The sequence below is a fragment of the Pantoea sp. AS142 genome (assembly GCF_037152305.1).
GTDB lineage: Bacteria > Pseudomonadota > Gammaproteobacteria > Enterobacterales > Enterobacteriaceae > Pantoea.
In genome coordinates this window covers 179,280-204,983 of record NZ_JBBCMO010000009.1, presented here as the reverse complement: position 1 = coordinate 204,983, position 25,704 = coordinate 179,280, and the positions used below count along the sequence as shown (strand labels likewise).

Annotated in this window: 21 protein-coding genes and 1 other annotated feature; of the genes, 10 read left to right on the top strand and 11 right to left on the bottom strand. The window is 57.4% G+C overall.

The window, feature by feature from the left end; translation table 11 throughout:
* The 7 genes from urtD to atzF all read right to left on the bottom strand — a co-directional run bounded on the left by urtD (position 1) and on the right by atzF (position 10,967).
* Positions 1-792, bottom strand: coding sequence for an urea ABC transporter ATP-binding protein UrtD (gene urtD, locus WFO64_RS16810; protein WP_337013199.1), 792 nt, complete (start codon positions 790-792; stop codon positions 1-3).
* Positions 789-1,862 (bottom strand): urea ABC transporter permease subunit UrtC, encoded by a 1,074-nt coding sequence (gene urtC, locus WFO64_RS16805; protein ID WP_337013198.1) that lies wholly within the window; start codon positions 1,860-1,862, stop codon positions 789-791. The genes urtD and urtC overlap by 4 nt, the downstream gene beginning before the upstream one ends.
* On the bottom strand, positions 1,862-3,427 hold the full coding sequence (urtB, locus tag WFO64_RS16800; protein WP_337013197.1) for an urea ABC transporter permease subunit UrtB: 1,566 nt from the start codon (positions 3,425-3,427) through the stop codon (positions 1,862-1,864). Before urtB ends, urtC begins: the two co-directional genes overlap by 1 nt.
* A gap of 103 nt (positions 3,428-3,530) precedes the next feature.
* Positions 3,531-4,799: an urea ABC transporter substrate-binding protein gene (urtA, locus tag WFO64_RS16795; protein ID WP_337013245.1), complete on the bottom strand. Its 1,269-nt coding sequence runs from the start codon at positions 4,797-4,799 to the stop codon at positions 3,531-3,533.
* Between the two features lie 28 nt (positions 4,800-4,827).
* Positions 4,828-5,529, bottom strand: a complete 702-nt coding sequence (locus WFO64_RS16790; protein ID WP_337013196.1) for a GntR family transcriptional regulator — start codon at positions 5,527-5,529, stop codon at positions 4,828-4,830.
* A 9-nt stretch (positions 5,530-5,538) separates the two neighbouring features.
* A complete protein-coding gene (gene uca / locus WFO64_RS16785; protein WP_337013195.1) occupies positions 5,539-9,168 on the bottom strand; it encodes an urea carboxylase in 3,630 nt (1,209 codons plus the stop codon).
* 2 nt (positions 9,169-9,170) lie between these two features.
* Positions 9,171-10,967: an allophanate hydrolase gene (gene atzF / locus WFO64_RS16780; RefSeq protein ID WP_337013194.1), complete on the bottom strand. Its 1,797-nt coding sequence runs from the start codon at positions 10,965-10,967 to the stop codon at positions 9,171-9,173.
* Between the two features lie 270 nt (positions 10,968-11,237).
* Between atzF and sltY the strand changes: the two genes are divergently transcribed.
* Together sltY and trpR are read left to right on the top strand one after the other, a co-directional pair.
* Positions 11,238-13,157, top strand: a complete 1,920-nt coding sequence (gene sltY, locus WFO64_RS16775; protein WP_337013193.1) for a murein transglycosylase — start codon at positions 11,238-11,240, stop codon at positions 13,155-13,157.
* A gap of 45 nt (positions 13,158-13,202) precedes the next feature.
* A complete protein-coding gene (gene trpR / locus WFO64_RS16770) occupies positions 13,203-13,523 on the top strand; it encodes a trp operon repressor (RefSeq protein ID WP_086905154.1) in 321 nt (106 codons plus the stop codon).
* Here the strand turns inward: trpR and yjjX are convergent, their stop codons facing one another.
* Entirely contained in the window at positions 13,524-14,042 is a 519-nt protein-coding gene (gene yjjX / locus WFO64_RS16765; RefSeq protein ID WP_337013192.1) for an inosine/xanthosine triphosphatase, read from the bottom strand.
* Positions 14,043-14,248: 206 nt separating this feature from the next.
* Here yjjX and gpmB point away from each other — a divergent pair, with 206 nt between their 5' ends.
* Positions 14,249-14,896, top strand: a complete 648-nt coding sequence (gene gpmB / locus WFO64_RS16760; protein WP_337013191.1) for a 2,3-diphosphoglycerate-dependent phosphoglycerate mutase GpmB — start codon at positions 14,249-14,251, stop codon at positions 14,894-14,896.
* Between the two features lie 48 nt (positions 14,897-14,944).
* Here the strand turns inward: gpmB and robA are convergent, their stop codons facing one another.
* Positions 14,945-15,826 carry an MDR efflux pump AcrAB transcriptional activator RobA gene (gene robA / locus WFO64_RS16755; RefSeq protein ID WP_337013190.1) on the bottom strand — a complete coding sequence of 294 codons (882 nt, stop codon included), beginning with the start codon at positions 15,824-15,826 and terminating at the stop codon, positions 14,945-14,947.
* Positions 15,827-16,019: 193 nt separating this feature from the next.
* On the opposite strand from robA, the gene creA reads away from it, so the two are divergent.
* Positions 16,020-16,493 carry a protein CreA gene (creA, locus tag WFO64_RS16750; RefSeq protein ID WP_337013189.1) on the top strand — a complete coding sequence of 158 codons (474 nt, stop codon included), beginning with the start codon at positions 16,020-16,022 and terminating at the stop codon, positions 16,491-16,493.
* 69 nt (positions 16,494-16,562) lie between these two features.
* Here the strand turns inward: creA and arcA are convergent, their stop codons facing one another.
* Complete coding sequence (gene arcA, locus WFO64_RS16745; protein ID WP_337013188.1) at positions 16,563-17,279, bottom strand: two-component system response regulator ArcA; 717 nt, start codon at positions 17,277-17,279, stop codon at positions 16,563-16,565.
* A gap of 608 nt (positions 17,280-17,887) precedes the next feature.
* Here arcA and WFO64_RS16740 point away from each other — a divergent pair.
* From WFO64_RS16740 to thrC, 5 genes are all read left to right on the top strand, one after another.
* Positions 17,888-18,592 (top strand): tRNA/rRNA methyltransferase, encoded by a 705-nt coding sequence (locus WFO64_RS16740; RefSeq protein WP_337013187.1) that lies wholly within the window; start codon positions 17,888-17,890, stop codon positions 18,590-18,592.
* A 187-nt stretch (positions 18,593-18,779) separates the two neighbouring features.
* Entirely contained in the window at positions 18,780-18,848 is a 69-nt protein-coding gene (gene thrL, locus WFO64_RS16735; protein WP_071591720.1) for a thr operon leader peptide, read from the top strand.
* Positions 18,787-18,905: a sequence feature (Thr leader region), on the top strand. (Overlaps the previous gene by 62 nt.)
* A 26-nt stretch (positions 18,906-18,931) precedes the next feature.
* Positions 18,932-21,394, top strand: a complete 2,463-nt coding sequence (thrA, locus tag WFO64_RS16730) for a bifunctional aspartate kinase/homoserine dehydrogenase I (RefSeq protein WP_337013186.1) — start codon at positions 18,932-18,934, stop codon at positions 21,392-21,394.
* 2 nt (positions 21,395-21,396) lie between these two features.
* A complete protein-coding gene (gene thrB / locus WFO64_RS16725) occupies positions 21,397-22,326 on the top strand; it encodes a homoserine kinase (RefSeq protein ID WP_337013185.1) in 930 nt (309 codons plus the stop codon).
* A 3-nt stretch (positions 22,327-22,329) separates the two neighbouring features.
* Entirely contained in the window at positions 22,330-23,613 is a 1,284-nt protein-coding gene (gene thrC / locus WFO64_RS16720) for a threonine synthase (RefSeq protein ID WP_337013184.1), read from the top strand.
* 49 nt (positions 23,614-23,662) lie between these two features.
* On the opposite strand, the gene yaaA is transcribed toward thrC, so the two are convergent.
* Positions 23,663-24,436 (bottom strand): peroxide stress protein YaaA, encoded by a 774-nt coding sequence (gene yaaA / locus WFO64_RS16715; protein ID WP_337013183.1) that lies wholly within the window; start codon positions 24,434-24,436, stop codon positions 23,663-23,665.
* A 208-nt stretch (positions 24,437-24,644) separates the two neighbouring features.
* On the opposite strand from yaaA, the gene tal reads away from it, so the two are divergent.
* A complete protein-coding gene (gene tal, locus WFO64_RS16710; protein WP_337013182.1) occupies positions 24,645-25,598 on the top strand; it encodes a transaldolase in 954 nt (317 codons plus the stop codon).
* Positions 25,599-25,704 lie beyond the last annotated feature (106 nt).

Here is a 25,704-nt window from a genome sequence, read left to right as displayed (position 1 = left end):
TCAGCGCCCCAGATAAACGTCGATAACCTGCTCATTGGCCTGAACTTCGCGCAGCGAACCTTCGGCCAGTACCTGCCCCTGATGCAGCACCGTGACATGGTCGGCGATGGTCTCCACAAAGCCCATGTCATGTTCCACCACCATCAGGGAATGTTTGCCCGCCAGACTGCGGAACAGCTCGGCGGTGTAGTCTGTCTCTGCGTCGGTCATGCCCGCGGCCGGTTCATCCAGCAGCAGCAGATGCGGCTCCTGCACCAGCAGCATGCCGATCTCAAGAAACTGTTTCTGGCCGTGCGACAGCAGGCCCGCGCTGCGCTGGCGTTCGCCGCCCAGTCGCAGCAGTGTCAGCACCTCATCAATGCGGTCGCGCTGGTCGCTGCTGAGGCGGGCGCGCAGGCTGGCCCAGACCGATTTATCTGCCCTGAGCGCGATCTCAAGATTCTCAAACACGGTTAACGCCTCAAACACCGTGGGTTTCTGGAACTTACGGCCAATTCCGGCCCGGGCGATCTCCACCGGTGAGAGACGGGTCAGATCGCTGTCCTGGTCGTAGATCACCCGACCGGAATCGGGGCGGGTTTTGCCGGTGATCACATCCATCAACGTGGTTTTGCCCGCACCGTTGGGACCGATCACGCAGCGCAGCTCACCGACACCAATCTGCAGCGAAAGATCGGTCAGCGCCCGGAAGCCCTCAAACGACACGCTGATCTGCTCCAGCTGCAGCACCGGATCGCGCTGCACCCGATGGCGATCTGCCTGCTGGGGTTGGGTAAAAAGGTCAGCACTCATTTTTTCCTCCGGCGCAGCAGGCCAATCACGCCATGCGGCAGAAACAGCGTCACCAGGATGAACATCAGTCCCAGGAAAAAGAGCCAGTATTCGGGGAAGGCGACGGTAAAAAAGCTGCGCGCGCCGTTAACAATCGCCGCGCCCAGCAGCGGGCCAATCAGTGTGCCGCGTCCGCCCAATGCCACCCAGATTGCTGCTTCAATCGAGTTAGCGGGTGACATCTCACCCGGGTTGATAATGCCGACCTGCGGCACATAGAGCGCCCCGGCCAGACCGCACAGTACGGCGGAGAGCGTCCAGACAAACAGCTTGAAGCCGCGCGGGTCGTAACCACAGAACATCAGGCGGTTCTCTGCATCCCGCACGGCGGTCAGCACCCGGCCAAATTTGCTGCGCGCCAGGGCGAAGCCCGTCGCCAGGCTCAGCAAGAGCAGCAGCACCGTGGCGATAAACAGCCCGATACGGGTGCCGGTTGCCGTTACCGAAAAGCCCAGCAGGGTGGTAAAGCCGGTAAAGCCGTTGTTGCCACCAAAACCGGTTTCGTTACGGAAAAACAGCAGCATACCGGCGTAGGTCAGCGCCTGGGTCATGATGGAAAAGTAGACGCCTTTGATCTTTGAGCGAAAGGCGAAGAAGCCAAACAGCAGCGCCAGCAGGCCCGGCACGAGCATGCTCAGACAGAGCGCCCAGGCGAAAGAGTCGGTGCCGGTCCAGAACCAGGGCAGTTCACGCCAGGAGAGAAAAGACATAAAAGCGGGTAAGCCCTCGCCTGCGGCCTGGCGCATCAGATACATGCCCATGGCATAACCGCCGAGGGCAAAAAACAGGCCGTGGCCCAGCGATAACAATCCGGCGTAACCCCACACCAGATCCAGCGCCACCGCGACCACCGCGTAGCAGAGGATTTTACCGACCAGCGTCAGAGTATAGGTAGAGATCGCCAGCGGATGCGTGGCGGGCAACAGCGCCAGAAACGGCATCACCAGTAACGCCAAAGCAATCGCCAGGCCGATGCTGATTGTCAGGCGCGGTGCGGTGCGCGCCACGCGAAGCGTGATGGGTTGCGTCATCAGTCAGTCACCCTTCCTTTAACTGCAAACAGTCCCTGCGGACGTTTCTGAATAAACAGCACGATAATTACCAGAATCAGGATCTTACCCAGCACGGCACCAATCTGCGGCTCCAGCACTTTGTTCAGAATACCCAGGCTGAATGCGGCAACCACGGTGCCCGCCAGCTGGCCGACACCACCCAGCACCACCACCAGAAACGAATCAATGATGTAACCCTGACCCAGCTCCGGTCCGACGTTGCCCAGTTGCGACAGCGCCACGCCGCCCAGCCCGGCAATGCCTGAGCCGAGCCCAAATGCCAGCATATCGACGCGGCCGGTCGGCACCCCACAGCACTCCGCCATGGCGCGGTTCTGGGTCACGGCGCGCACGTTCATGCCAAGGCGGGTCCGGTTCAGCAGCAGCCAGGTAAGCACGAGCACGAACACCACAAACAGGATCACCGCAATGCGGTTCCACGGCAGCACCAGATTGGGCAGCAACGGTAAACCACCCGAAAGCCACGACGGATTCGCCACCTCCAGGTTTTGTGCGCCGAACAGCACCCGCACCAGCTGGATCAGCATCAGGCTAATCCCCCAGGTCGCGAGCAGCGTCTCCAGCGGACGACCATAGAGATGGCGGATCACTGAGCGTTCCAGCGCCATCCCGATGGCGGCGGTGATCAGAAAAGCGGCTGGCAGCGCCAGCAGCGGATACCAGTCTAAATAGTGCGGAGCAAACTGCTGAAACAGGCTCTGTACCCACCAGGTGGCGTAAGCGCCGAGCATCAGCATTTCACCGTGTGCCATGTTAATCACCCCGAGCAGGCCATAGGTGATCGCCAGGCCCAGCGCGGCGAGCAGCAGAATGGAGCCCAGCGACAGGCCGCTAAAGGCCTGCCCCAGCAGATCGCCCCACATCAGCCGTTTCTGAATCTGTTGCAGGCTCTCCGCCGCTGCCGTCCGCACCGTGGCGTCCGGCTCATTCGCAGGCTGGGTCAGGCGTTGCAGGCTGGCCTGAGTATTGGGATCGCTGGACTCACCCAGCAGTTTCACCGCCCGAAGGCGCACCATCGGTTCGCCATCTGCCAGTTGCAGATTCGCCAGCGCCAGTCCTAATGCGGCATGCACCCGGCTATCCTGCTCGGCGGCCAGGCGCTGCTCCAGCAGCGGCAACTGGTTGGCGACGCCCTCATTTTGTAACTGCTGCGCTGCGCGCAGACGCAGGGCCGCATCGTTACTGAGCAGCTGATGGGCGGCAAGCGCGTTGTTAACCAGTACGCGCAGACGATTGTTCATAAACAGTTTTTTCAGGTTGCCCGTGGGCTGCGCCACCGCATCCAGCGGCTGCAGCGTTGAACCCTGTTGACTGAACGGTTGTTTGTTCTGGTCGATGACTACCGTTTCGGCATTCAGCGCTTCCAGCAGCGTCAGGCGATGGCTGTCCGGTGCGGCGGCCCACTGTTGCAGCAGCGTAGCCTGTTGGCTGCGGCTGGCGGCGGCAAAGTCAGCCGCCGGTCCGGCACTGGCAAACAGCGGCATCAGCAGGAGCAGGCTGAAAATGCAGCGGCATAGATTCATAAAGAGAGCCTCATCAGGGGAAGGCAGCACGGCAGCCTGAAGACAAACTACCGTGCTGCCGCTTCACAGCGTGTGATGCTGCAGATCCATCAGCAATGCGCGATTACTGCGCGGTCTTCACCGGGTGGTCGGGTTTTTTGTCGTTTCCGGCAATGTACGGGCTCCACGGCTGCGCGCGCACCGGCTTATCGGTCTGCCACACCACGCTGAACTGGCCGTTCTCTTCCACTTCACCAATCATGACCGGCTTATGCAGATGATGGTTGGTCTGATCCATGGTCAGGGTAAAGCCATCCGGCGCGTTAAAGGTCTGACCGGCCATCGCCGCCCGTACTTTGTCCACGTCGGTGGTGCCCGCTTTTTCTACTGCCTGCGCCCACATATGAATGCCAACATACGTCGCTTCCATCGGGTCGTTGGTGACGACGGTACTGGCGTTCGGCAGGTTGTGTGCTTTGGCGTAAGCGCGGTAATCGGCGACAAATTTCGCGTTAGTCGGATTCTCGATCGACTCGAAATAGTTCCAGGCCGCTAACTGACCCACCAGCGGTTTAGTGTCGATGCCGCGCAGCTCCTCTTCGCCTACCGAGAAGGCGACGACCGGAATGTCAGTGGCTTTGATGCCCTGGTTAGCCAGCTCTTTGTAGAACGGTACGTTGGAGTCGCCGTTGATGGTCGAGATCACCGCCGTTTTGCCGCCTGCTGCAAACTTTTTAATGTTCGACACAATGGTCTGGTAGTCGCTGTAGCCAAACGGCGTGTAAACCTCTTCGATATCTTTATCCGCCACGCCTTTGCTGTGCAGGAAGGCGCGCAGGATCTTATTGGTGGTACGCGGATAGACATAGTCGGTGCCCAGCAGGAAGAAACGTTTTGCGCTGCCGCCATCTTCGCTCATCAGGTACTCCACCGCCGGAATTGCCTGCTGGTTAGGTGCAGCGCCGGTGTAGAAGACGTTAGGTGACATCTCTTCCCCTTCATACTGCACCGGATAGAACAGCAGGCCGTTCAGCTCTTCAAACACCGGCAATACCGATTTGCGCGACACCGAGGTCCAGCAGCCAAACACCACCGCCGCTTTGTCCTGGGTCAGCAGCTGACGGGCTTTCTCGGCAAACAGCGGCCAGTTAGAGGCGGGATCGACCACCACCGGCTCCAGCTTTTTCCCCAGCACGCCCCCTTTGGCGTTGATCTCATCAATGGTCATCAGCGCTACATCTTTCAACGGCGTTTCAGAAATCGCCATGGTGCCGGAGAGTGAATGCATGATCCCCACTTTGATGGTGTCAGCTGCCTGCGCATTCCAGGCGAATCCCATACTGACAACGGTAGCGGAGAGGGCGAAAGCCTTGAGCAACGAACGTCTTTTCATCATCTGAAACCCCTGAATGGTTGTTGTGTTATTCGGTGAGCTGGAGCCGGGCCTGCTGGAGGCGGTGCAGGGTGATCTTCCTGACCTCCGCCTTACTGATGGCGATGTGATCGGTCAGAATGCGTTGCGCCTCGGCGGTCTGCTGCTGAAAAATTGCCTGTAAAATCTGAGCATGTTCCTGATAGGTGGCACAGATGCGGTCGTCGCGGGTGAAATCCAGCCTGCGAATAATGCGGATCTTTTCCGTGAGTTCGGCGTGGATGCGTGCCATCTCCGGGTTGCCCGCTGCTGCGACCAGCGTCATGTGAAACGCTTCGTCATGCTGCGACACTACCAGCCCTTCGGTGAGCGCCTCCGCCTGACACCAGAATTGGTACAGTTCGTTTAACAGCGCGGCACACTGCGGCGCGGGCAGGGCGCAGAGACGTTTTACCGCCTCGCACTCCAGCACGGTACGCAGGTCATATAGCGACTCGAACCAGGCGAAATCGAAGTTCTTAATCTGCCAGCCGCTGCGAAACCACACGTCGACAAAGCCTTCGCGCTCCAGCCGGAACAGTGCCTGGCGCACTGGCGTGCGGCTGACCGCCATCCGTCCGGCGATTTCGCTTTCGCTGAAGCGATCGCCCGGCATCAGGCGAAAGGCAAAAATATCGTCCTTCAGCGCCTGATAGACCCGTTCAGCCAGCGCTTCCGGGCGCGCTTTAGGGGATTGAGGTTGGGTTGTCATTGCCGCTCCTTATTCCAGCCACAGCAGGTTATCGCCAGGGCTGACCGGACGGCCCGCCTGGCAGGCAATCTGCGTTACCCGACCCGCCTGCGGGGCGACAATCGCCAGCTCCATCTTCATCGCCTCAACGATAATCAGCGTCTGCCCGGCGCTGACCTCGTCGCCCGGCTGTACCAGCACTTTCCAGATGTTGCCATTGAGGTCAGCCTGCACCGCCAGCCCCGTCTTATCCTCTTCACTGGCGCTGGCGCTGGCGCTGGCGATCGCGTCATCCATCGGCAGCGCGTTCTGCTCTTCCTGCGCCCATAGCTGCACTTCCTGTTCAAAGGCGGCAGTCTGGCGCTGGCGGAACGCTGCGATCTCAGCGGCGTGGTCGGCGAGGAACTGCTGATGGGCGGCAAAATCAAACAGCGTCTCTTCAATACGCAGGCTGGCGCGGCCCTCACGGAAATCTTCGCGCAGCTGGTTCAGTTCGGTTTCACTCACCGGATAGAAGCGCACCTGATCGAAGAAGCGCAGCAGCCATGGCGCATCGGCTACGAACTGCGGGTTTTTCAGGAAGGTGTTCCAGATAGGCAGCGTGCGGCCCACCAGCTGATAGCCGCCAGGCGAATCCATGCCGTAGATGCACATGTACATGCCGCCAATACCGACGGTGCCTTCTGCGGTAAAGGTGCGCGCCGGACTGTATTTGGAGCTAAGCAGGCGATGGCGCGGATCGATCGGCACAGCACAGGGTGCGCCGAGGTAGACGTCGCCCAGCCCCAGCACCAGATAGCTGGCGTCGAACAGGGTGTCGCGTACCTGTTCGCGACTGCTTAAGCCATTAATGCGCTGGATAAAGTCAACGTTGTTTGGCAGCCAGGGGGCGCGGGCGCGCACCGTTTCCTGATAGCGGCTGACGGCACCCAGCGTGGCGCTGTCTTCAAATGCCATCGGCATCCACACCACCCGCGACGGCACTTTCAGCGTGCTGACCTCGCCCAGGGTCGCTTCCAGCGCCAGCAGCAGCGACATCAGGGCGGACTGGTTAATGATGCGGCTGTCGTAGCGCACCTGCAGCGAACGCACGCCAGGCGACAGCTCCTCTACACCAGGCTCCGCCTGCGCCGTCAGCGCATTCATCAGCAGATGGACACGCAGACGTAACGCCAGATCAAGCACGTTGTCGCCATACTCAATCAGCACATATTTGTCGCCCGCCTGGCGATAGACCACTTTCGGCGTGCTGCCGGTGGCCTCCAGTGCAGCCAGAATGGTCGCAGAGCCGTGGGCGGTTTCGGCCAGTGATGGCACGGCAAATAGGGTCGGATGTTCCGGCCGCAATGTTTCAATCAGCCGCATCTGCGCTTTTTCCCGCGCCAGCGCATCGTCTGCGGTGATGGGGTGGAAGCGGATGGTGTCGCCAGGTTTGACCTGGCCTACTTTCCACAGCTCGGCTTTGGCGATGGTCACCGGACAGACAAAGCCGCCGAGGCTCGGGCCGTCGTGTGTCAGGATCACCGGAAAGTCGCCGGTAAAATTGACCGCGCCGATGGCATATTCACAGTCGTGAACGTTGGAGGGATGCAGGCCCGCTTCGCCGCCGTTGGCGCGGGTCCAGGTCGGTTTTGGGCCGACCAGCCGCACGCCGAGGCGGTTGGAGTTGTAGTGTACCTGCCAGTCACTGGCAAAGAACTCGTCTATGGCGGCCTGGGTGAAGAAGTCCGGTGCGCCGTGCGGGCCGTAGAGCACGCCGATGCGCCATTCGCTGCCGTAGTGCGGAATCAGCGCCGCATCGAGCGGCTGCGGGTCGCTGACCGGGGCAGGCGTGGTGCAGGCTGCCCGTTCAGGCTGTGAGATGGCCAGCATGTCGGCAACCCGCAGGGTGCGCCCGGCGTGACCGCCGAACTGGCCCAGTGAAAAGGTACTGCGGCTGCCCAGGTACTCTGGCACGTCCAAGCCGTTGCGCACCGCCAGATAGCTGCGGCAGCCCTGCCGGGCGCGTCCCAGCGTCAGGGTCTGTCCCGCTTTTACCGCCAGCGGCTGCCAGGTGCTGACCGGTTCACCATCAAGCGTGGCGTCGCAGTCTGCACCGGTCAGCGCCAGAATGGCATCACAGTGAAACCGCAGTGTGGGTCCCTGCAGGGTAAACTCCAGACCCGCCGCCGCGTCATGGTTACCGACGATGCGGTTAGCCAGCCGGAAAGCGAAATCATCCATCGGACCGGAGGGCGGCACGCCGATATCCCAGTAGCCGAGGCGGCCAGGATAGTCCTGAACCGAACTGAAGGTGCCGGGTTGCAGCACTTCCACTACCGATGCGGCAGGCACAACGCTGTCGAGGTAGCGCGTCCAGACGTTGCCGCTGCGAAATGCGTCGCTGGCGGTAATCTGGCGCAGATAATCGAGGTTGGTGGCGATGCCATGCAGTTGAGTGGCATCCAGCGCATGGTGAAGTTTATCCAGCGCAGCAATGCGAGTGTCGGCATGCACAATCAGCTTGGCGATCATCGGGTCGTAGAAGCTGGAAACCTCGCTGCCGGTCTCAATGCCGCTGTCGACCCGCACGCCATCAGGAAAAGTGACGCCGGTTAACAGACCGGGGCTGGGCTGAAAGTTCTTCAGGGGATCTTCCGCGTAGAGGCGCACTTCAATGGCTGCACCCTGCGGAGCCTGCTGCAGACGAGACCAGTCAACGGCATCGCCCGCCGCGACCTGCAACATGCACGCCACCAGATCGAGTCCGGTGACGCATTCGGTAACCGGATGCTCTACCTGCAGGCGGGTGTTCACTTCAAGAAAGTAAAAGGCTTGCTGGCTGACGTCATAGATATACTCCACGGTGCCTGCGCTGCGGTAGTTCACCCGTTCGCCGAGCCGTACCGCCGAGGCGAGCAGGGCATCACGCGTCGCCTGTGAAAGGCCGGGCGCAGGCGTCTCTTCCACCACCTTTTGATTGCGGCGCTGCAGGGAGCAGTCGCGTTCGCCCAGCGCCACCACGGTGCCGTTACCGTCGCCAAAAATCTGCACTTCAAGATGGCGGGCGCGATCGATACAGCGCTCCAGAAACACGCCGGCATCACTGAAGAACTGCTCGCCAAGACGGCGTACGCTTTCCCAGGCGCTGGCCAGCGCGTCGGCGTTGGCGCAGCGCGTCAGGCCAATGCCGCCACCGCCCGCGGTGCTTTTTAGCATCACCGGGTAGCCAATTTCATCCGCCGCCTGCATCGCCTCTTCCAGCGACGCGAGCAGCGGTGTGCCTGGCGTCATCGGAACACCCGCACTGGCTGCCAGGTCACGGGCGCGGTGCTTAAGGCCGAACTCACCAATCTGCTGCGCGGTCGGGCCGACAAAGGCGATACCCGCCGCTTCACAGGCTTCGGCAAACGGCTGGCTTTCTGAAAGGAAACCGTAGCCTGGCCAGATAGCCTGGGCGCCGCTCTGCTGAGCCGCCGCCAGAATTTTGTCGATGCGCAGATAGCTGTCACTGGCTTTGTTACCGCCCAGCGCGATGGCGATATCCGCCTGCTTAACGTGCTGCGCGTTGCGGTCAGCATCTGAATAGACCGCGACACTTTTGACGCCCAAACGCTTCAGGGTTCGTATGGCGCGACAGGCAATTTCGCCGCGGTTGGCAATCAGTACGGTGGTGAACATGATCAGTGACTCCCCTGTGTTTTCAGCCAGTTGCGCCAGCCGCCGGTCTCAGTAATCTCCAACGCGTTGTTCAGCGCCGCACCTTCGCAGATAAAACCTTTCACCACCCGGCCATCGGCCAGCGTCAGACTGCCTATACCCAGCGGTGCGGGAATCTCCGCGACAAACTCGCCAAAGCGCGCCACCGGGATATCCCACAGTTCCACGGTAATCGCGGCGCCCTGTTCGTCACGCATCAGGCCAGGCTTTTTGATCGCGCCCTCCAGCAGGGCGAACAGGCGGTAGTGCGGCGCGGTCTGTGTCTCTTCCACCCAGACCGCCTTGCGTTCGGTGAGCTGGAAATTAAGCGGCATGCCGGTAAGATGCGCGCCAACCACCGCCAGCCGGACGTGGTCGGGTGAGGCAGGCAGCGTGGTGCGCCGGGCAGGGCAGGGCTGGCCGGTTGCGCCCAGCGGCAGGGCAAGCTGCTGCTGCCAGCGAAGGCCAAATTCAGCCAGCGCCCGATCGTGCCAGGCAGGCGCAATCAGCGTGATGCCTGCCGGGAGATCGTCGTTGCGGAACGGCGCGGGCAGCGCCAGTGCAGCGAGGTCGGCAAGATTAGTGAAGTTGGTATAGGTGCCAAACTGCGAGTTGTAGTGAATCGGCTCCTGTTTCATCTCCTCCAGGGTATGAATGGTGGGCGAGGTCGGCACCACCAGCGCATCAAACTGTGCCAGCGTCTGCTGAATCTGACGCGTCAGTTCGGCCCGCAGATACTCCGCCTTCCAGGCATCGACCGCGCTAAATTTCAGGCCGCTGGCGATGATTTCGTGGACTACCGGGTCCATCTCCATCGGACGATCAAGCATCCCGCCCACCGCCGCCGTGCGTTCGGCGACCCAGGCACCGAAATAGAGCTGTTCAGCCAGCTTCCGGAACGGGGTGAAGTCGATGGGGTGCAGCGTCACGCCGCCTGCCTGCAACGCCTCCAGCGCCCGATCCCAGGCGGCTTCAGCGGCGGCATCATCAAAAAACTCCGGATTCGTCGGGATAGCAAAATGGGGATGAGCGGGCAGGCTGGCCGGGGCGGTGCGCGGATTCACGCGTGAATAGGCGTCACCGGCATCATAGCCTCCTATGACACTGGCAACGCTAAAGGCATCTTCTGCTGTCAGCGCGAACACGGAAAGGGTGTCGTTGAGGCGACAGGCGGGCACCACGCCGCGCGCAGAGAACCAGCCCTTGGTCGGCTTCAGTCCAACAATATTGTTAAAGCCCGCCGGAACGCGGCCCGATCCGGCGGTATCGGTGCCCAGTGAAAAGGCGACCAGCCCGCGCGCCAGCACCGACGCCGAGCCTGAGCTGGAGCCGCCACTGACGTAATCGGCATCAAACGTGTTGCTGACTGCACCGTAAGGTGAGCGGGTGCCCACCAGACCGGTGGCGAACTGATCGAGGTTGGTTTTGCCTATCACCACCGCGCCAGCGGCTTTCAGCCTGGCGACGGCTACCGCATCTTCGCTGGCAGTATAGGTAAAGGCGGGACAGGCGGCGCTGGTCGGCCAGCCCGCCACATCGATGTTGTCTTTGACGGCGAAAGGGACACCAAACAGCGGCAGTGAGCCGGGGTCGCGCTGAAAGTGCGCCAGTAGCGGTTCAATCTGTGCTGCTAACTGTTCGGGTGTCGCCAGATATATCCAGGCATTATCCTGCGGATCGAGAGCCGCCAGGTGCCCGCTCAGCAGCGAGGTAATCTGTTGCGGAGCCTGCTGATAGCGCTGCTCCCAGGCGTGAAGCGTCAGGCCGATGGTTGAAGTCATACAAAGGATTCCATCTGGTATACAAGATGGGATTCAACAGAGCAAAGGCTGTGCCACTTTTTTAACGCAATGATTCAACAGTTTAATGTGTTCAGTGATAAGATTTTCTGATGATAATTTGCACAATCACGGCGCGCACGCTGAGCAATGACGGTGCGTTCACTCTCCTTGTGCGTAAATTTTGTGAAGAACATGGCAAGAGTCCGATGCCCTGGTTAGCATGAAGACAGTCTGGCAACTCGCCGGCGCCCAGCAACAGAGGAGATTTACGTGGTGAAGTGGCGTAACTGGATGATAGGGATCTGCCTGGTCGGTACGGCCAGCAGCGCATGGGCCGATTCGCTTGATCAACAACGGCAACGTTATCAACAAATTAAACAGGCATGGGACAGTAATCAGATGGCCACTGTGGCTCAGCTATTGCCCACGCTACAGGATTATCCGCTCTATCCATATCTGCAATATCGCCTGCTGGCACAGGATCTCGATCAGGAGACCACCCTGGCAGTGCAGAACTTTATTCGCCAGTATCCGACGTTGCCACCTGCGCGATCGCTCAGCACCCGCTTTATCAATGTGCTGGCCTTCCGACAGGACTGGCAGGGTGTGCTGAACTTCAGCCCGACCGAACCTAAGCCGGTGCAGGCGCGCTGCAACTGGTATTACGCCAAATGGGCCACCGGTCAGCAGCAGGCCGCGTTTGACGGCGCGAAGCAGATCTGGCTGCGTGGCACGGCGCTGCCCACAGACTGCGATAAACTCTTCTCGGTATGGCAGGCTTCCGGCCAGATTTCGCCGATTACGATCCTGGAACGTATCCGGCTGGCGATGAAGGCAGGTAATGACAGCCTGGTGAGCTATCTGGCGAAAACGCTGCCCGCCGATTATCAGACCATGTCTGATGCGGTGCAGGCCCTGCAGCAGGATCCCCTGACGGTCAGCACGTTTGCCAGCGCCGTTGGGCCAACTGACTTCACCCGGCAGGCCACGATTTACGCCTTTACGCGCGTGGCACGGCAGGATATTGAAAATGCCCGCAGCCTGATTCCGATTCTGGTCCGGGCGCAGAAGATGGGGCCGGAAGATGAGCAGGCGCTGAAAGAGATTGTGGTCTGGCGCATGATGGGTAGCGATCTCACGTCTGAGCAGGCGCGCTGGCGGGATGCGGTAGTCATGAACAGTGAGTCTACCGCGCTGGTGGAACGCCGGGTACGACTGGCACTCTCTCAGCATGACCGACGTGGCCTGAACACCTGGATCGCCCGTCTGCCGCTGGAAGCGAAAGAGAAAGATGAGTGGCAGTACTGGCAGGCTGACCTGCTGTTTGAGAAAGATCGCAAAGAGGAAGCAGAAGAGATCCTGCGCAAACTGCTGCAGGCGCGTGGCTTCTATCCGATGGTGGCGGCCCAACGCCTGGGCGTTGACTACCCGTTGCAGGTGGATGAAGCGCCGAAGCCTGACAGTGCCACGGTGCAGGGACCGGAGCTGGCCCGCGTCCGCGAGCTGATGTACTGGGGGCTGGATAACCTGGCACGCAGTGAGTGGAGCAATCTGATCAGCAGCCGCACGCATACGCAGCAGCAGATGCTGGCGCGCTACGCCAATGAGCAGGACTGGTGGGATCTCAGCGTGCAGGCGACTATCACCGCCAAAATGTGGGACAGTCTGAAAGAGCGTTTCCCGCTGGCGTGGCAGAGCGTCTATGAGCGCAACACCGCGGTGAAGCAGATCCCGCCGAGTTATGCGATGGCGATTTCGCGTCAGGAAAGCGCATGGAACCCGAAAGCGCGTTCGCCGGTCGGGGCCAGTGGTCTGATGCAGATTATGCCTGCCACCGCGGCGCATACCGTGAAGATGTACAACATCCCTGGCTACAGCAACACCAGCCAGCTGCTCGATCCGGAAACCAATATTCAGATTGGCACCCAGTATCTGGAGTATGTCTATCAGCAGTTTAACCAGAACCGGATTTTCGCCTCTGCGGCCTACAATGCCGGGCCGGGCCGGGTGCGAAGCTGGCAGAAAACCAGTGCAGGCAATCTCGACGCCGTCGCGTTTATCGAGACTATCCCGTTCTCTGAAACACGTGGCTACGTGAAGAATGTGCTGGCGTATGACGCCTACTATCGTCATTTCATGGGCAAGCCTGACAAGCTCCTGTCAGATGCTGAGTGGAATCGCCGTTACTAGCTGTGCTAAGCTTCCGTACTCTTTAGCGAGTACGGAAGCCTCTTCATGACCCATTCTGATTCCCCCTCTACCGATGCGCATCCGGCAGAAGATAGCTGGCAACGCTTTGTCGTTCTGATGCAGCAGGCCTTTGCTGATGGCCATGCGCTGCCACTGATGCAACTGATGATGACGCCTGATGAGCGGGAAGCGTTCGGCACCCGACTGCGGATTATCGAAGAGTTAATGAACGGCGAAATGAGCCAGCGCGAGCTGAAAAATGAGCTCGGCGTCGGCATCGCAACCATTACCCGCGGGTCTAATAGCCTGAAAGAGGCGCCGCCAGAGCTGAAACGCTGGCTGGAAGCGCGTCTGGGACGCGCCTGATTACTGCTGATAGAGCGGATGGATGAACGGGCAGAGCGCCAGAATCAGGGCCTGATGATAGACACTGGAGCGGCTGAGCAGGCCGTTCGTGAACGCCCCGATAGCGCCTCCCTGATGTTTGATATTTTCGATGCCGGTTAACCGCGCCATCTCTTCGCCGAGCTCGCGGCCTTCACGCAGACCTGCCAGCACCACCGGCGGCAGGGTGAAACTGGCCGAGCGCGATTCGCCGCGCTGCTTCTGGTTTTCCACCACCATCCAGGCAAACGCGCTATCATCTTCGATGCCGGCCTCAATCGCGACCCAGAACGCCGCTTCAGGCCGGACCTGCCGGGCATTCATTACGCGCTGACGTGCGCCAGTTCGCGTTTCAAGATGGGTTAACGGTTGTGCTGCGACGCCGCTATCGACCTCGACCCCTTCAATATGGCAGGATCCCTCGCCGAAAACGTCGCTGAAAGCCTGAGCAATGGCGTGAATCTTCGCTGGGTTGGTTGTGGCTGCGACAACATGGTACATAATTGTATTGAACCCTCAGGTGATTAAGTGCCTGGCCCATCAAGCTATTTTATGGGTCAGTCTGAACCTGGGCAGTGCTCACAATCCTCACGTACTCCGTGTACGCCGGGTTGTTCCGCGCTGTCAGTGTCCAGACTGCCTGCAACAATGACGCCTGATGGGACAGGCTTTAAGGCGATTTTTGTCGCAGTATAACGGAAACTAACATGCTACAGGTCTATCTTGTTCGTCACGGTGAAACGGTATGGAATGCGGAACGCCGCATTCAGGGGCAGTCCGACAGTCCGCTGACGGAAAAAGGTGAGCAACAAGCCTGGCAGGTGGGTGAGCGCGTGAAACATCTGGGCATCACGCACATTATTGCCAGCGATCTGGGGCGCACACGGCGCACCGCGGAGATTATTGCGAATGCCTGCGGTTGCCCGGTGACCCTTGATGCGCGGTTGCGTGAGCTGAATATGGGGGTGCTGGAGAAGCGTCCGCTGGAGGGTTTAACCGCCGAAGAAGAACAGTGGCGCGCCACGCTGGTCAACGGCACGGAAGGCGGTCGTATTCCTGAAGGGGAGTCGATGACGGAGATGGCGACGCGCATGTACGCCGCGCTGAATGCCTGTCTCGATCTGCCTGCCGGAAGCCGGCCGCTGCTCGTCAGTCACGGTATGGCGCTGGGTTCGCTGGTCAGCATGATTCTCGGTCTGCCTGCGTACGCTGAACGTCGCCTGCGTCTGCGCAACTGCTCACTCTCACGTGTTGATTATCAGCAGAGCGCCTGGCTGGCTGAAGGGTGGATTGTAGAGACGGCGGGAGATATTTCTCATCTGGATGCGCCCGCGCTCGACGAGCTGCAACGCTGATTTGGTGATGTTGTCAGGGCTGCCGTCGCGATGACAACAGCCCTGATCTTAGCTGCTTACAACCTGGCGGCGAATAGGAATCAGATATTCGCAACGGATCTCGGTAGGTGGCTCACCGCGCTTTTTACCGCCATCGGTATAAAAGCGTTCGATGTCCTGTCCCAGACGACGGGTCAGTCCCAGCGTTGGCATGCATGTGCCATAGAGTAGCAGGATAAATTCCTGCAGATTGACGCGTGGGCCGGTATAAGTGAACTGCACGTAGTCGCCCGCTTCCAGGATAACGTTCTGGCCGGAATGCAGATTGACTGCGCTATCCGCAGGCACCGCTGTGGTGTAGAGAATCTCCTGCTCATCATCTTTTTCCTGGCTGGCACGCACCTGATGCAGACCATACAGCACCGGCGGCACCATGTCCGTTTCCAGCAGGAACTGCTTCCAGAAGTGAATACGCATCTCATCGCGGTAGCTGGAAATCTGCTCCAGAATACAGGTGTAGTTCTGGGTTTGTCCTACCAGCACAGTTTCCGGCAAAGTGACGAAAGCGGGTTCCGGCTGCGTCTCATCGTCCAGACGAATAGGGGGACGAATACCGAATGAGTTCCAGTCGGAAGAGCGACGATACCAGGCCGGCGTCTGCGCAAACTGTTTCTTGAATGCGCGGGTAAAAGTCTGTTGTGAATCAAAACGATACTGCAGTGCGATGTCCAGAATGGGGCGGCTGGTCAGGCGCAGCGCCACAGCGGCTTTAGACAAACGACGCGCACGGATATAGGCACCGATTGCGTTTCCGGTCACGTCTTTAAACATCCTTTGTAAATGCCATTTAGAGTAACCCGCTTTCTGGGCAACGTTGTCCAGTGAAAGGGGTTGATCCAGATGGCTCTCCAGCCAGACAAGCAAATCGCGAATGATACCGGCTTGGTCCATAAAACATCCTCATACTCTGGTGGTGCAGCTAAACGCATTCGAAGAATATTAGCACTCATTGCTCAAAAGACGTGGGCCGTTTTCCGGGGAAGATTGTGCTAAATCAGTACGGGCTGAACCCGTTTTGGGTTGGTCATTGTATCGATTAACAGTACATTACATTCTCATCTATTCAATTTGCAATGGTAACTCCATGACAATAACCCGCCTTGTGATCGCTGCGCTTACCACGCTGACCCTTTCCAGCCCGCTGTTTGCTGAAGAGATTGGCTCTGTTGATACGGTATTCAAGATATTCGGGCCTGACCACAAGATCGTGGTAGAAGCGTTTGATGACCCGGATGTCAAAAATGTAACCTGTTATATCAGTCGGGCGAAAACCGGGGGCATTAAAGGCGGACTGGGTCTGGCAGAAGATACCTCTGATGCAGCGATTTCCTGTCAGCAGGTAGGCCCGGTCGAGCTAAGCGAGAAAATCGCGCAGGGCAAAGCGCAGGGTGACGTGGTATTCCGCCAGCGCACCTCATTGATCTTCAAGAAGCTGCAGGTTGTACGCTTCTTCGACAAAAAGCGCAACGCTCTGGTCTATCTGACCTATTCCGATAAAGTAGTCGATGGCTCACCGAAAAATGCGCTCAGCGCCGTGCCGATTATGCCGTGGCACTGATTGTGTGGCCGCATTTAGACCAAAAAAAACGCCCGCGGGGGCGTTTTTATTTGCGGCACTGACCGCTGCTTAATCCTGCAGGTCGCCGCAAAAGCGATAACCTTCACCATGAATAGTGGCGATGATCTCTGGCGTATCCGGCGTTGATTCAAAGTGCTTACGGATACGACGGATGGTGACATCCACGGTGCGATCGTGTGGCTTAAGGTCGCGGCCGGTCATTTTCTTCAGCAGATCGGCGCGGGTCTGAATTTTGCCAGGGTTTTCGCAAAAGTGCAGCATAGCGCGAAACTCACTGCGTGGCAGCTTGTAGTGCTCGCCATTGGGGTTGATCAGTGAACGGCTGTTGATATCCAGCTCCCAGCCGTTGAATTTATAACTCTCTACCTGACGGCGCTCTTCGCCTGGCATAGCCAGATTCATGGTGCGCGACAGCAGGTTACGGGCACGAATAGTCAGCTCACGCGGATTAAACGGTTTGGTGATGTAGTCGTCAGCGCCAATTTCCAGACCAAGAATTTTATCGACTTCGTTGTCACGGCCGGTCAGGAACATCAGTGCAACATTGGCCTGCTCACGCAGTTCACGTGCCAGCAACAGGCCGTTTTTACCCGGCAGGTTGATGTCCATGATAACCAGGTTAACGTCATTTTCGGTCAGCACCTGATGCATTTCAGCACCATCCGTCGCCTCATACACCACATAACCTTCCGCCTCAAAAATACTTTTGAGGGTATTACGCGTGACCAGTTCGTCTTCAACGATAAGAATGTGCGGGGTCTGCATGTTTAGCTACCTAAAATTTGCCAACAAATTGAAAACAGGGCGTACAGCGGTATGGCGTTCTCCATCATCGAGAGCGGCGGGCCGCACTGAACCGTTGTACGAAATCATATTTTGATAAGCCATCTATCAACGCCAACAACAGTATTAGCTCAGCCATTCAGGATGAAAATTGCATGCCCCGGGCGTTAATGATAATGGCGCATATCCTAACTGTATTAACAGCAACCTAACAGCACCAACCACAACCGATAAGCATAAAAACAACGCTTCGTTGACTTATATCAAATGCAATTGTAGCACGTTAACACTTTTGTGAAAAACTTCTCGCAGATTGCCCGGTTAGCTCACAAAAAGCATCATTTTAGTTACATTTTTTACGCAGTCGAGCCAAAATAAAACCTACTGGGAATCACATTCTATCTAATTGAAGTTAAATGGTTTAATAATGCATTCTTTAATAAGGCTGCTTTCAGTGATAAAAAGTTTCAGGTCCTCACTTTTAACCGGTTTAACATCGTTAACAAATGATTTTCATATTACCTTCTTGCAACTGAATCATTAACAGCCATGTTAATATGGCGTTATGTAAATGGACCAACGGAATAAATATGCTTTTTCCCCTTATTCTCGTCTCGCCCGCGCGGCCAGAAAATATCGGCGCTGCGGCGCGTGCCATGAAAACCATGGGGTTCAGTCAGCTCCGCATTGTCGCCAGCGACGCCTGGCAGGATCCTGCCGCGCGCCGGGTGGCACATGGTGCCGGCGACATTCTCGATAACGTTCAGACGTTTGCAACTCTGGCCGACGCATTAGCAGATATCGATTTTTCGGTCGCGACCACTGCGCGCAGTCGGGCAAAGTTTCGCTATTACGCCACACCGGAGCAGGTTAAAACGCAACTGCTGGAGAAGCGTCAGTGGGTAAACAGTATGGCGCTGGTGTTTGGCCGCGAAGATAGCGGACTGACCAATGAGGAGCTGGAGCAGGTCGATCTGCTGACCGGTATCCCGATGGCAAATGATTATCCTTCACTCAATCTTGGTCAGGCGGTAATGGTCTACTGCTACCAGCTGTCAAAACTGAATCAGGTTGAGGCGCCAGTAGCATCCGTCGCCGATGGGCAGCAGTTGCAGGCGCTGCGTCAGCGCTTCCATCAGCTGCTGGCGCAACTGGGCGTCAGTGATGATGAGAAGCTGTCAGACTGGATAGATCAGCGGGTGGGTCTGCTGGAACAGCGTGACAGTGCGATGCTGCATCGCCTACTGCACGATATTGAAAAAAAACTCACAGATAAATCCTCGGCAAAAAGCTGATTTTATAGCAACAGATCGCAGAGAATTTTTGCATTGCAAACGATCTAACACCATTTTACAGTTTCACCGGTTCCTGTGCGCAGTGGTGGAAATCTGTCCACCGGCCAGATGGGGTTGACTTAATGTGCGCTTTGCTTTACTTCTGGAAGCAAGACGGACAGACAAAACAGACAGAAAATAAATCTAAATGCGTAAAATCAGCCTGAACACCACAATTATTACCACCACCATTACCACAGGTAACGGTGCGGGCTGACGCATACAGGAAAAACAGAAAAAAAGCCCGCACCTAAACAGTGCGGGCTTTTTTTTCGGCTTAAATTCAGGAGAGTTTATATCATGCGAGTGCTGAAATTCGGCGGGACCTCGGTAGCGAATGCGGAGCGGTTTCTTCGCGTCGCTGACATTCTGGAAAGTAATGCGCAACAAGGACAGGTTGCAACCGTGCTCTCTGCGCCAGCAAAGATCACTAACCATCTGGTGGCGATGATTGAAAAAACCATCAGTGGTCAGGATGCTTTACCGAATATCAGCGACGCCGAACGTATCTTCAACGAGCTACTGCATGGACTGGCTGAAGCGCAGCCGGGCTTTGAGTATGATCGACTGAAGACTCGCGTTGACCTGGAGTTTGCGCAGTTGAAGCAGGTGCTACACGGTATCAGCCTGCTGGGACAGTGCCCGGACAGCGTCAACGCGGCGATTATCTGTCGTGGCGAAAAACTCTCGATTGCGATCATGGAAGCGCTGCTGCAAGCGCGCGGCCATGAGGTCAGCGTAATCGATCCGGTGGAGAAATTACTGGCGGTCGGCCACTACCTCGAATCCACTGTTGATATTGCTGAATCGACCCGTCGCATTGAAGCGAGTCAAATTCCGACGCAGAACATGATTCTGATGGCTGGCTTTACTGCCGGTAACGAGCGCGGTGAGCTGGTGGTGCTGGGCCGTAACGGCTCAGACTATTCAGCTGCCGTGCTGGCCGCCTGTCTGCGCGCCGACTGCTGCGAAATCTGGACTGATGTGGATGGCGTCTATACCTGCGATCCGCGTCAGGTGCCGGATGCACGCCTGCTGAAATCTATGTCTTATCAGGAGGCGATGGAGCTCTCCTATTTCGGGGCAAAAGTATTGCATCCCCGCACCATCGCGCCGATTGCCCAGTTTCAGATCCCCTGTCTTATCAAAAACACCGCCAATCCGCAGGCCTTCGGCACCCTGATTGGCGCCGAAGGCGAACAGGATGAAAACCCGGTAAAAGGCATCACTAACCTGAATAATATGGCGATGGTCAACGTCTCCGGTCCCGGTATGAAAGGGATGGTCGGGATGGCGGCCCGAGTTTTTGCGGCGATGTCGCGTACCGGTATCTCGGTGGTGCTGATCACCCAATCCTCTTCCGAATACAGCATTAGTTTCTGCGTGCCGCAGAGCGAGCTGGCGCGGGCGCGTCAGGTGCTGGAGGAGGAGTTCTACCTGGAACTGAAAGATGATCTGCTGGATCCGCTGGATATCATTGAAAACCTGGCGGTGATTTCGGTGGTGGGCGATGGCATGCGCACCCTGCGCGGCATCTCAGCCAAATTCTTCTCGGCGCTGGCGCGCGCCAATATCAATATCGTGGCGATTGCTCAGGGTTCCTCCGAGCGCTCCATCTCGGTGGTGGTAAACAATGATGAAGTGATCACCGGCGTTCGCGTGGTGCACCAGATGCTGTTCGCCACCGATCAGGTGATCGAAGTGTTTGTGGTCGGCGTCGGCGGCGTCGGCGGTGCGCTGCTGGATCAGTTACATCGTCAACAGGCGTGGCTGAAGCAGAAGCATATCGACCTGCGAGTCTGCGGCATCGCTAACTCGCGTGCGTTGTTAACCCACGTCCACGGCATCGATTTAAGCAACTGGCAGACGGCGTTGAGCGAAGCGAAAGAGCCGTTTAATCTCGGTCGTCTCACCCGCCTGGTGAAAGAGTACCATCTGCTCAATCCGGTAATTGTGGATTGTACCTCCAGCCAGGCGGTCGCCGATCAGTATGCTGATTTTCTCAGCGAAGGTTTCCACGTGGTGACGCCGAACAAAAAGGCCAACACCTCATCCTGGAATTACTATCAGCAGATGCGGGCCGCTGCCGCCAAATCGCGGCGTAAATTCCTTTATGATACCAACGTCGGTGCCGGACTGCCGGTGATCGAAAACCTGCAGAACCTGATGAACGCCGGTGATGAGCTGCTGCGCTTCTCTGGCATCCTCTCAGGCTCGCTATCATTTATCTTCGGCAAGCTCGATGAAGGGGTGACGCTGTCGCAGGCGACCAATCTGGCGCGTGAGATGGGCTTCACCGAGCCCGATCCGCGTGACGATCTCTCTGGTACCGATGTGGCGCGCAAGCTGCTGATCCTGGCGCGTGAAGCGGGCCATCAGCTGGAGCTGAGTGACATTCAGATTGAGCCGCTGCTGCCTGCCAGCCTGATTGAAATTCAGGACGTTGGACAGTTTATGCAGCGTCTGCCTGAGCTGGATAACGCCTTTACCGCCCGCGTTGCACAGGCTCGTGATGCGGGTAAAGTACTGCGTTACGTGGGTGTGATTGAAGAGGGTGGCGTCTGTAAAGTGAAGATCGACGCTGTTGACGGCAACGATCCACTCTATAAAGTGAAAAACGGTGAGAACGCACTGGCGTTTTACAGCCGCTACTATCAACCGATTCCGCTGGTTCTGCGCGGGTATGGTGCAGGAAATGATGTCACAGCGGCCGGTGTTTTTGCCGACCTGTTGCGAACGCTGTCATGGAAGTTGGGAGTTTAATCATGGTAAAAATTTACGCACCGGCCTCAATTGGTAACGTCAGCGTCGGCTTCGATGTGCTGGGCGCGGCGGTTTCGCCGGTGGATGGCTCCCTGCTGGGTGACTGCGTCTCCGTTGAAGCGGCAGAGCAGTTTTCACTGATCAACGCCGGACGGTTTGTCAGCAAGCTGCCCGCCGATCCTAAAGAGAATATTGTTTATCAGTGCTGGCAACGTTTTTGTGAGGCAATTGGCAAAGAGATTCCGGTGGCGATGACGCTGGAGAAAAATATGCCAATTGGCTCCGGGCTGGGTTCCAGCGCCTGCTCGGTTGTGGCCGGTTTAATGGCGATGAACGAGTTTTGCGGCAAACCACTCAACGACAGCACGTTATTGACGCTGATGGGGGAGCTGGAAGGGCGGATTTCCGGCAGCGTGCATTATGATAATGTCGCCCCCTGCTTCCTCGGCGGCATTCAGCTGATGTTGCAGGAGAATGACATCATCAGCCAGGCGGTGCCAGGCTTTGACGACTGGCTATGGGTGATGGCCTATCCGGGCATTAAAGTGTCGACCGCAGAAGCGCGAGCCATTTTACCGGCGCAGTACCGCAAAGAGGACTGTATCAAGCATGGCCGCTTGCTGGCCGGCTTCATTCACGCCTGTCATACGCGTCAGCCGCAGCTGGCAGCTAAACTGATGCAGGATGTGATTGCTGAACCTTATCGGACCAGGCTGCTGCCAGGCTTCGCTGAGGCGCGGCAGGCCGCTAAAGATATTGGCGCACTGGCGTGCGGTATCTCAGGCTCTGGTCCGACACTTTTCGCCGTTTGCAATCAGATGGAAACGGCACAGCGGATGGCTGACTGGCTGAGCCAGCACTATCTGCAGAATGATGAAGGCTTCGTCCATATCTGCCGTCTTGACACGGCTGGCGCACGACAATTGGGATAACGCATGAAACTCTACAATCTTAAGGATCACAACGAGCAGGTCAGCTTCGCCCAGGCGGTGAAACAGGGTCTGGGATCGCAGCAGGGTCTGTTCTTTCCGCTGGAACTGCCAGAGTTTGAACTGACCGACATCGACGCGATGCTGGAGATGGATTTTGTCAGCCGCAGCAGCAAAATTCTCTCTGCTTTCATTGGTGACGAAATCCCGGCCCATCAGCTGCATGAGCGTGTAAAAGCCGCTTTTGCGTTTCCAGCCCCGGTGAAAGAAGTCAGTGAGGATGTGGCCTGTCTGGAGCTGTTCCACGGCCCGACGCTGGCATTTAAAGATTTCGGCGGCCGCTTTATGGCACAGATGCTGTCGTATGTCTCAGGCTCGGACGAGCAGATCACGATTCTGACCGCCACCTCCGGTGATACCGGTGCGGCTGTGGCTCACGCATTTTACGGCATGAAGAACGTGCGTGTGGTGATCCTCTATCCGCAGGGCAAAATCAGTCCGCTGCAGGAAAAACTCTTCTGTACCTTAGGCGGTAACATCGAAACCATTGCTATTGATGGCGATTTCGATGCCTGCCAGTCGCTGGTGAAACAGGCGTTTGATGATGAAGAGTTGAAACGGGCAATTGGCCTGAACTCGGCTAACTCCATCAACATCAGCCGCTTGCTGGCGCAGATCTGTTACTACTTTGAAGCGGTTGCACAGCTGCCTCAGGAAAAACGTAACCAGCTGGTGGTGTCAGTGCCAAGCGGCAACTTTGGTGATTTGACTGCCGGTCTGCTGGCGAAATCGCTGGGCCTGCCGATCAAACGCTTTATCGCCGCCACCAACGCCAACGATACGGTGCCGCGCTTCCTGGGCAACGGCGAGTGGCAGCCAAACCAGACTGTCTCTACGCTGTCGAATGCCATGGATGTCAGCCAGCCTAACAACTGGCCGCGTGTGGAAGAGCTGTTCCGCCGTAAAACCTGGCGCTTAACCGATCTGGCCTGTGGTGCCGTTTCTGATGAGACCACGCGCGCCGCAATGCGCGAACTGGCTGAAATGGGCTACATTTCTGAGCCACATGCCGCCATCGCCTGGCGTCTGTTGCGCGATCAACTGCAGGAGGGGGAGTATGGTGTGTTCCTCGGTACCGCACATCCGGCGAAATTCCGGGAAAGCGTGGAAGCGATCCTTGAGCAGACCCTGACGCTGCCACCGGAATTAGCGGAGCGCGCCGAACTGCCGCTGCTGTCGCATCAGATGAAAGCTGATTTCGCTCCGCTGCGAGCGTTCCTGCTGAAGTAGTCCTGTGAAATGCTTCCCGGCTGCGGGAAGCACATGGCTCGCGGAGTATTTACTGCTCCGCGCGCTTAAATACCAGCTCGCTCTCGCTGCTGCCGGCCGCATCAAAACGATAGCCATCCAGATCAAACGCCTTAAGCTGTTCCGGCTTTGTCAGGCGCTGCTGAATCACATAGCGACTCATCAATCCACGCGCCTTTTTGGCATAGAAGCTAATCACTTTGTAGCTGCCGTTCTTCTCGTCAAGGAACACAGGCTTAATCATCTGTGCCTGCAGCGTCTTTGGTCTGACCGCCCTGAAATATTCGTCCGAGGCGAGGTTGATTAACACCTTATCACCCTGTTCCGCCAGCGTGGCATTCAGGGTTTCCGTGATGAGATCACCCCAAAAGGTGTAGAGATCTTTGCCCGCAGGATTCGCCAGACGAATGCCCATCTCCAGCCGGTAAGGCTGCATTAAATCGAGTGGACGCAGCACGCCATACAGGCCTGACAACATGCGCAGATGCTGCTGAGCAAAATCGAAATCCTGATCGCTGAAAGTTTCGGCCTGCAAACCCGTGTAGACATCACCTTTGAACGCCAGGATTGCCTGACGGGCATTTTGTGGGGAAAAATCGGGCTGCCAGCTGTTAAATCGCTCGGCATTGAGGTGCGCCAGTTTGTCGCTGATGCCCATTAACGAGGCGATGCTGGCAGGTGACAGATCGCGCGCAATTTCAATCAGCTGTTGTGACTTTTCTAACAGCGCAGGCTGGGTGAACCGCCTTGTCGCCAGCGGGCTTTCATAATCCAGCGTCTTGGCGGGAGAGATCACCATCAACATAGTTGCTTCCTCGGTTAATGCCTGCTTTAACAGGGCATTGGCTGTTTATCAGGCTCCGCAGTGTACCAAAAAAACCGCAAAAAATGACGAATCACACCTATTTGTTCGCGCTATCGTAAACGGCATTCCCTGACCTTGCGCCACCGTTGCCGCATGATATTATCGCAACAGCTTTTTTCACACTGACAGTTAACTAAGAGAAAAGAACATGACGGACAAACTTACCTCCCTGCGTCAGCTCACGACCGTAGTTGCCGACACCGGTGATATCGCAGCCATGAAGCTCTATCAGCCGCAAGACGCCACCACCAACCCTTCTCTGATTCTCAACGCCGCGCAAATCCCTGAATACCGTAAACTGATCGATGAAGCGATCAGCTGGGCGCGTGAGCAGAGCAGCAACAAAGAAGAGCAGCTGCAGCTGGTTTCTGACAAGCTGGCCGTGAACATTGGGCTGGAAATTCTCAAACTGATCCCGGGCCGTATCTCCACTGAAGTCGATGCGCGTCTCTCATACGACACGGAAGGCAGCATCGCCAAAGCCCGCAGCCTGATCAAACTCTATAACGATGCCGGTATCAGTAATGACCGCATCCTGATCAAACTGGCATCCACCTGGCAGGGTATCCGCGCGGCAGAGCAGCTGGAAAAAGAGGGCATCAACTGTAACCTGACGCTGCTGTTCTCCTTTGCGCAGGCGCGTGCCTGTGCCGAAGCAGGCGTGTTTCTGATTTCTCCGTTTGTTGGCCGTATCCTCGACTGGTACAAAGCTAACACCGACAAAAAAGAGTATGCCGCGCACGAAGATCCAGGCGTGGTTTCAGTTTCTGAAATCTTCAATTATTACAAGCAGCACGGCTATGAAACTGTAGTGATGGGTGCCAGCTTCCGTAACGTAGGCGAAATCATCGAGCTGGCTGGCTGTGACCGTCTGACTATTTCACCTGCGCTGCTGAAAGAGCTGGCGGAGAGCGAAGGCACTCTGGAGCGTAAACTGAGCTACAGCGGCGAAGTTAAAGCGCGTCCGGCCAGAATGACCGAGTCTGAGTTCCTGTGGCAGCACAACCAGGACCCCATGGCGGTTGCTAAGCTGGCAGAAGGTATCCGCAATTTTGCCGTTGATCAGGGCAAACTTGAGAAAATGCTGGCAGAACTGCTGTAATCAGCTGACCGTGGCGGCGCCGGCTGCCACGGTTTTCCCTTTTCCGACCCTTTCACTTTATATTATCCTCTCTGCTATTCCTCTTTTACTCCACCGCAACGCGGTA

Bases quoted from the DNA above. Each gene is read 5' to 3' on its own strand.
- urtD (WP_337013199.1), bottom strand. From the start codon at position 792: ATGAGTGCTGACCTTTTTACCCAACCCCAGCAGGCAGATCGCCATCGG.
- urtC (WP_337013198.1), bottom strand. From the start codon at position 1,862: ATGACGCAACCCATCACGCTTCGCGTGGCGCGCACCGCACCGCGCCTG.
- urtB (WP_337013197.1), bottom strand. From the start codon at position 3,427: ATGAATCTATGCCGCTGCATTTTCAGCCTGCTCCTGCTGATGCCGCTG.
- urtA (WP_337013245.1), bottom strand. From the start codon at position 4,799: ATGAAAAGACGTTCGTTGCTCAAGGCTTTCGCCCTCTCCGCTACCGTT.
- WFO64_RS16790 (WP_337013196.1), bottom strand. From the start codon at position 5,529: ATGACAACCCAACCTCAATCCCCTAAAGCGCGCCCGGAAGCGCTGGCT.
- uca (WP_337013195.1), bottom strand. From the start codon at position 9,168: ATGTTCACCACCGTACTGATTGCCAACCGCGGCGAAATTGCCTGTCGC.
- atzF (WP_337013194.1), bottom strand. From the start codon at position 10,967: ATGACTTCAACCATCGGCCTGACGCTTCACGCCTGGGAGCAGCGCTAT.
- trpR (WP_086905154.1), top strand. From the start codon at position 13,203: ATGACCCATTCTGATTCCCCCTCTACCGATGCGCATCCGGCAGAAGAT.
- yjjX (WP_337013192.1), bottom strand. From the start codon at position 14,042: ATGTACCATGTTGTCGCAGCCACAACCAACCCAGCGAAGATTCACGCC.
- gpmB (WP_337013191.1), top strand. From the start codon at position 14,249: ATGCTACAGGTCTATCTTGTTCGTCACGGTGAAACGGTATGGAATGCG.
- robA (WP_337013190.1), bottom strand. From the start codon at position 15,826: ATGGACCAAGCCGGTATCATTCGCGATTTGCTTGTCTGGCTGGAGAGC.
- creA (WP_337013189.1), top strand. From the start codon at position 16,020: ATGACAATAACCCGCCTTGTGATCGCTGCGCTTACCACGCTGACCCTT.
- arcA (WP_337013188.1), bottom strand. From the start codon at position 17,279: ATGCAGACCCCGCACATTCTTATCGTTGAAGACGAACTGGTCACGCGT.
- WFO64_RS16740 (WP_337013187.1), top strand. From the start codon at position 17,888: ATGCTTTTTCCCCTTATTCTCGTCTCGCCCGCGCGGCCAGAAAATATC.
- thrA (WP_337013186.1), top strand. From the start codon at position 18,932: ATGCGAGTGCTGAAATTCGGCGGGACCTCGGTAGCGAATGCGGAGCGG.
- thrB (WP_337013185.1), top strand. From the start codon at position 21,397: ATGGTAAAAATTTACGCACCGGCCTCAATTGGTAACGTCAGCGTCGGC.
- thrC (WP_337013184.1), top strand. From the start codon at position 22,330: ATGAAACTCTACAATCTTAAGGATCACAACGAGCAGGTCAGCTTCGCC.
- yaaA (WP_337013183.1), bottom strand. From the start codon at position 24,436: ATGTTGATGGTGATCTCTCCCGCCAAGACGCTGGATTATGAAAGCCCG.
- tal (WP_337013182.1), top strand. From the start codon at position 24,645: ATGACGGACAAACTTACCTCCCTGCGTCAGCTCACGACCGTAGTTGCC.